This window comes from Streptomyces sp. SAS_272 (assembly GCF_052543235.1).
Map to the genome: position 1 here is coordinate 1 of NZ_JBMNDR010000118.1, position 6404 is coordinate 6404.

Here is a 6404-nt window from a genome sequence, read left to right on the forward strand (position 1 = left end):
TGGGGGGTGCTCCCGCGGGGAGCACCCCCCCCACGACCCGTTCGGTCAGCAGGTCGAGTTGGTCTGGGTGAGGAGGCCGAGCCGCCACGGGAGGAGGTTGTAGTCACCGCTCGCGTTGGGGTTCAGGCCCTGGTAGAGGTACTGGAGCCGGCACGCGGGGATGGTGAGCGTCTGGTCGTTTCCCGCCCGGATCATCTCGCCGTGGCTGATGTCACGGGTCCACGCGCCGGCCGGGAAGGAGACGTTGTTGGCCCGGGCGAAGGGAGTGCCCTCGGACGCGGCGAGCTGCGTCCAGGAGCCGGCGAGACTCGTGGAGGTCCAGGACCGGAACCAGCGCCGCCCGTCGGACCCGATGGCTTCGACGAGAAGGAGGTACTGGTTGCTGCCCTGGACCTTGTACACGTTGCTGGCTTCGAACAGGGCGTTCCTGGAGTCCCGCAGCGCGATGACGGTGTTGGTGAAGCCGTTGGGGAACTGGCCGACGGTCGTCTGCGACCGGTAGAGGTGCCCGTTGTCGTCGGACGAGAACAGATAGCAGTTGGCACTGTCGCAGATCACCCACATGTCGACCCAGTAACCGTTGCCGATGTTCTGCCGGATGATGTCCGGCATCGACGAGTAGAAGTTGCGGGGTGCGCTCCACCCGTTGGGATTGCTGATGTCGGGGTTGGTGGAGTACGAGGCGTTGCCCGTCTGGTAGACGAGGTACCACAGGCGTTGCGGCGCGTTGTAGAACACCTGCGGCGCGGCCCGGTAGCCGGTGCCGATGGCGGTGCGGTCCAGGTAGTGGTGGGTGGCGGAGCCGGCCTGCGACCAGTCGGAGAAGTTCAGGTAGACCAGGTTGTAGCCGGAGGAGGCCGCGGTGCTGGCGAACACGTGGTACTTGCCGTTGTGGTAGACGACCGTCGGGTCCTTGATCCCCGCGATGTTGTGCGTCGAGTCCGGTTTCGGCGCGATCAGCGGGCCGCTGGAGCTCCACGAATACCTGCTCGGCAGGGCGGCGGCGCCGGAGGTGCTGCGCGTGGTGGCGGGTGCGCTGCGGACGGTGGAGGGCGTGCCGCCCAGCGTGGTGAGCGCCGCGTTGTAGGCCGACTTCTTGTTGCCGTTGCGGTCGAAGAGCAGCGGGTTCTCGCCGCTGCGCCAGGAGTCGCTGTCGCGGATGCCCCAGACGGTGATGCCGGTGCAGCGGGAGACGTTCAGACAGGCCCTGACCGTGTTCGCATAGGCGGTCGGCGACGCCTGCGCGATGTCCAGTTCGGTGATCTGGACGTCCACGCCGAGAGCGGCGAAGCTCGACAACGTCGTCTGGAAACTGCCGGGAGGACCGCCGGCGCCGAAGTGGGCCTGAAGGCCGACGCAGTCGATGGGCACGCCGCGTGCCTTGAAGTCGCGCACCATGCGGTAGACGCCCTGGGTCTTGGCGGCGTTCCAGTCGTCGATGCTGTAGTCGTTGTAGCAGAGCTTGGCCGCCGGATCGGCTGTCCGGGCGGTGCGGAACGCCTGTTCCAGGAAGCCGGTGCCCAGCACGTCCCGGAAGACCGAGCTGCGGAGCTGGCCGCTTCCTCCGTCGGCGAACGCCTCGTTGACCACGTCCCAGGAGTGGATCCGGCCCTTGTAGCGGCCCGCCACCGTGTTGATGTGGTTGTTCATCACGCTGCGCAGGGTGTTCGCGTCCCGGATGGACTTGACCCAGTCGGGCAGTTGGGAGTGCCACACCAGGGTGTGACCACGCATGCGCTGACCGTGGGACGACGCACGGTTGACGATCTGGTCGGCGGGGCCGAAGTTGAACGAGCCGCGGGACCGCTCGGTCGTGTCCCACTTCATCTCGTTCTCGGGAGTGACCGAATTGAACTCACGGTCGAGGATGCGGGTGTAGGCGCCGTCCCCGAGCCGGCCCGCGGCCACCGCGGTTCCGAAGTACCGCCCGGACTGGGCTGCCTGGGCGCCCAGGGCCGAGGCGCGGACGGCGTCGGGCGCGCCGGCCGCTGTGTCGGGTACGCCGGTCGCGGAGCCCGGTGCGCCGGTCGCGGTACCGGGTGTCACCAGGACGGTCGCGGCCAGCAATGCCAGGACCGAGGCTCGGCGACAGCCGATCCGTTTCAACGGGTTCATGCTTCTCCTCGTGGGGTGGGGGGTTGCGTGGTGCGGTCGAGGGGCTGGACGTCAAAGTGACGCGTCCATGACATTCGTCGGTGACGTCCACCCCCTGTGATCCAGCCGCAGGACGGCGTGGAGCGACTGTCGATGTTCGGGATGTCGAACCAGGATCGATTTGACGGGCATTCAGGATGATAGGGAGCCCCAGGGTGGCGTCAATCCTTCTCGCATGAATCGCCTTGAACGTCGAAACTTTCGAAGCGATCCATCCCATGTTGTCGCAGGCCATGTGCCCGGATGATGCTGATGCGCCACTTTCGACGCGCCTGAATGGCTGGATCGCGGGGTGGTATGGCGGCAGGTGTTGACATGTCTGCGCGCCTCCCTAGTATCCGTGAGGCCCTTGGTTTCCGAATGACACACGAAATTTCGAACCGCTCTTCTCTAGCGAATGTCATGCACCTGCCAGCCATATCGCGTCACCGCCCCATGACGCCTTCCGGGAAAGGACCCCTTGGTGCCCAGACGATCAGGCGGACGCCTCCTCCGCCTCCTCGCGGCAGCCGCGTTGACGGTCACCGCGTCCGCGACGGCTTCCGCGTCCTCCACCGCCTCGGCCGCGCCCGGCAGCCCGGCACTCACGCCGCCGCTGGGCTGGAACAGCTGGAACAGCTTCGGGTGCGGGATCACCGAGGCACGCGTGCGCGAGGCCGCCGACGCGATGGCGTCCTCGGGTATGCGGGACGCCGGTTACCGATACGTGGTGGTCGACGACTGCTGGTTCGACCCGCAGCGCGACGCCGCGGGCGGCCTGCGGGCGAACCCGACCAAGTTTCCCGGTGGCATGAAGGCGCTCGGGGACTACATCCACGGCAAGGGCCTGAAGTTCGGCATCTACCAGGTGCCGGGCGAACGGACCTGCGCGCAGTCCACGGGGGCCTATCCGGGCTCCACCGGCAGCCGGGGGCACGAGGCCCAGGACGCCGCCACGTTCGCCTCGTGGGGAGTCGACTACCTCAAGTACGACTGGTGCTCGTCCAGCGGCACACTCGACGAGCAGGTCGCGCGGTTCGCGGTCATGCGCGACGCTCTGCGCGGCACCGGGCGGCCGATCGTCTACAGCATCAACCCCAACAGCTTTCACGCCATCACCGGCGCGGCCTACGACTGGGGCCAGGTCGCCGACCTGTGGCGGACCACCGAGGACCTGCTCGACATCTGGCAGAACGGGAACGCCAACAGCTATCCGATGGGCGTCGGCAACGTGCTGGACGTCACCGCGCCGCTGGCGGCCCAGTCCGGCCCCGGACACTGGAACGACCCCGACATGCTGGTCGTCGGCCGTCCCGGACTGTCGCTGACCGAGTCCCGCTCGCACTTCGCGCTCTGGTCGCTGCTGGGGGCGCCGCTCATGGCCGGCAACGACATCCGCACCATGTCGGCCGACGTGAGCGCGATCCTGCGCAATCCGCGGCTCCTGGCGGTGAACCAGGACCGGCTGGGCGCGGGCGGGCGCCGCGTGCGCGACGGCGGCGGCACCGAGGTGTTCGCCAAGCCCCTGTCCGACGGCTCGGTCGCGGTGGGCCTGTTCAACCGGGGAGGCGGCACGGCCACGATCACCACCAGCGCGGGGCAGGCCGGCCTGTCCGGCGGGCCGTTCACCCTCACCGACCTGTGGACCGGCGGCACGTCGACCACGTCCGGGCAGATCTCGGCGAGCGTGCCCGCGCACGGTGTGGCCGTCTTCCGGGTGAGCGGCGGCAGTCCGACGGCCGCCACCACCTCGCGGCTGCGCGGCAACGGCTCCGGCCGCTGCGTGGACACGGACAACGCCGCCGGGGCCGCGGCACAGATCCGGGACTGCCACACGGCCGCCGACCAGCTGTGGACCACCTGGGCCGGCGGCGAGATCCGCGTCTTCGGCGACAAGTGCCTGGACGCCTACAACCAGGGCACCGCGAACGGCACCCGGGTCATCACCTGGCCCTGCAACGGCCAGGACAACCAGAAGTGGACCGTCGGATCCGACGGGACGGTCCGCAACGTCCACGCAGGGCTGTGCCTCGACGCCGACCGGGCCGGCACCGCCGACGGGACCCCGCTCGTGCTGTGGAGCTGCGACGGCCAGGCCCACCAGAAGTGGAGCCGCGTATGAGCGGCGCGCGGCTTCGCTGACGGCCAGGTGCGGCGCCCACGACGCGAGGATCGCTCCGCAAGCTTCCGTGGACATCGGATTCCGGGCGGCCCGCATCGGGGGCGCCGCTCCGCCCGGCTCGCTCCTGCACCCTCGACGGCACGGCCTGCACCACGACCGCGAACGCACGCACGGCGGTGACCACGGTCCGTCGGTTCACCGTCGATGTCGCCGGATCCGTCACGGAGCTCGCGCTCAGCAAGCGCCGCTCTCCCACGGCCACTGCGCGTCCCGGCCGGCTTCGATGAGCGGGATCAGCCGGAACGCGGCGTCGCTCAGACCGCCGAAGGTGTGGTGGTGCGGGCCGGCCGGGGCGTGGGCCGAGGCGTATCCGGCCAGGTTCCAGGTATAGACCGGGATGCTGAAGGGGACGCTGCGCAACGGGTTGGACCACTGACTCGCCCCTGTCTGTTCGTCGGTCACCAGGACCACCCGGTCATGGCGGTCGTAGTGCTGCTGGAGCGCCGCGGCCGTGTTGGTGCCGCCGAGGTCGTGGAAGCGGTCCAGGACGCGCAGCACGCGCTCACCCGGGGTGAGTTCGACGCGACGGCTGTGGGAACCGAACTCCACCAGGTCGGCCTGCTCGGCCCGCAGCGCCACCGCCGTACCGAAAACGGCCGCCGTATCGGCCCGGTTGAGCTGGGTGTGCTCGCTGGGCAGGTCGAACATCGAGCCCGACCGGTCCACCAGAACCAGTGTGCGGCCGCCCAGTTCGGGGACGTTGGCGAGGGAGTGCCCGAGGGCCGCCTCCAGAGCCTCCTCCCAGCGGCGTGACGGCGTGTTGCGGTAGGCGGCCAGGTAGCGGAACGGGAACTGGCGTGAGCGGCGCACCTCGTCCGGGTCGGAGATCCGCGAGGCCACTTCGGCGGCCGCCTCGTCGCTCACACCGGCCAGGTCCAGGTTGCGCAGATTGCGTACGAGGGCCATCGCCCCCATCGAGGGGACCAGGGCCTCCCACACCGCCGCGTCGAGCGGCCCCTGCAGCCAGCCCGCCACCGACTCCCAGGTCATCCCGGCCGCGTTGAGCCGCTCCGCGCCGCCCGGGGCGGTCACGAGGGCGCGCCGATCCTCGACCGGCACGGTCATCAGCTCCCGGTGTGCGGCGAGCAGCGTCTCGCCGGGCGGCGGCAGGGCACGGTCGGCACGGCGGCGGCGGTCGATGGCGTACCTGAACAGGTCGCCCTGCCAGGGACGCCGGGGATCGGGAGTGGGGTGGGTGAGTTCGATGACGTCACCGAAGCGGTAGGCGCGCGAGGAGGTGTCGTACTTGAGGAGCGCGCGTCCGGTGTAGAGACGCCGTACGGCGTCCGCGATTCCGCGCTTGAGCGGCTGCGGGAGTGCCCGCCCGTGCCGGGAGGTCCAGTACGCCAGCAACTCGCCTGGCTCGTCGGCTCGTTGGAGGACGGCGGCCACGGCCTGCCGTGAGTGACCGGCGGCCCCCGCGTCCAGCCTGGCCCGGACGAACTCGGCCGCGCCGACGAGGGAGGCGGTGCGCATGTGGGCCTCGGTGCGCAGCCAGCCCAGCAGGCCGAGGGTCCACTCGGGGTCGCTGACGGCGAGTGTGCGCACCAGCTGTTCGTAGCGCTCGTCGCGAGCGACGGCGTCTTCGTAGAAGCTGTGGTGGCCGACCATGTGGGACATGGCCAGCAGGAAGAGTTCCGCCTTCGGGGTGCGGGCGTAGCCGACACCGCCATGGTGGGTGAGATGAGGCCGGAGGCCGGCCGGGCGCCGCAGGGTTCGTGTGGAGCCGGACGGTTGGAGCAGCCACCGGCCGTGGGTGGAGAGCGACGACGTCGCTCCGCCTGCGGTCAGGCCCGGTATTTCCGCCTGGATCTCGACCCTGGCTTCGGACTTGGCCCGCTGACGGTTGAAATGGGGCATGCAGAAGGTCCCTTGGGAGACGTTCCGGGATGAAGGAGAGACGCCTTCCGAGATCAGTAGTGGCACCGGGTTGGTGTTGCGCGTCAGATATGAAGTAACCGGGGCACAGCGCATCGGAAGGCGTCGAACAGGCACGCTAGCCGGTCCGGCAGGAAGGCGCACGCGAATTAACCTCGAGCCGCCGGTTCGGCGTTCTCGAGTGACGTGTGGCGGGCTCGGCCTTCCGCCG

3 protein-coding genes are annotated in these 6404 nt (G+C 69.7%); 1 reads left to right on the forward strand and 2 read right to left on the reverse strand.

Translation table 11 applies throughout. The annotated features are described in order from the left end of the window. Positions 1–45 precede the first annotated feature (45 nt). Positions 46–2115, reverse strand: coding sequence for a non-reducing end alpha-L-arabinofuranosidase family hydrolase (locus ACN6LD_RS38430; protein ID WP_445045580.1), 2070 nt, complete (start codon positions 2113–2115; stop codon positions 46–48). A gap of 502 nt (positions 2116–2617) precedes the next feature. Here ACN6LD_RS38430 and ACN6LD_RS38435 point away from each other — a divergent pair. Beyond that, complete coding sequence (locus ACN6LD_RS38435) at positions 2618–4255, forward strand: glycoside hydrolase family 27 protein (RefSeq protein WP_445045581.1); 1638 nt, start codon at positions 2618–2620, stop codon at positions 4253–4255. 234 nt (positions 4256–4489) lie between these two features. On the opposite strand, the gene ACN6LD_RS38440 is transcribed toward ACN6LD_RS38435, so the two are convergent. Further along, entirely contained in the window at positions 4490–6175 is a 1686-nt protein-coding gene (locus ACN6LD_RS38440; protein ID WP_445045582.1) for a TROVE domain-containing protein, read from the reverse strand. Positions 6176–6404 lie beyond the last annotated feature (229 nt).

Excerpts from the sequence above, each read along its gene's own strand:
- ACN6LD_RS38430 (WP_445045580.1), bottom strand. The coding sequence starts at position 2,115 with ATGAACCCGTTGAAACGGATCGGCTGTCGCCGAGCCTCGGTCCTGGCA.
- ACN6LD_RS38440 (WP_445045582.1), bottom strand. The coding sequence starts at position 6,175 with ATGCCCCATTTCAACCGTCAGCGGGCCAAGTCCGAAGCCAGGGTCGAG.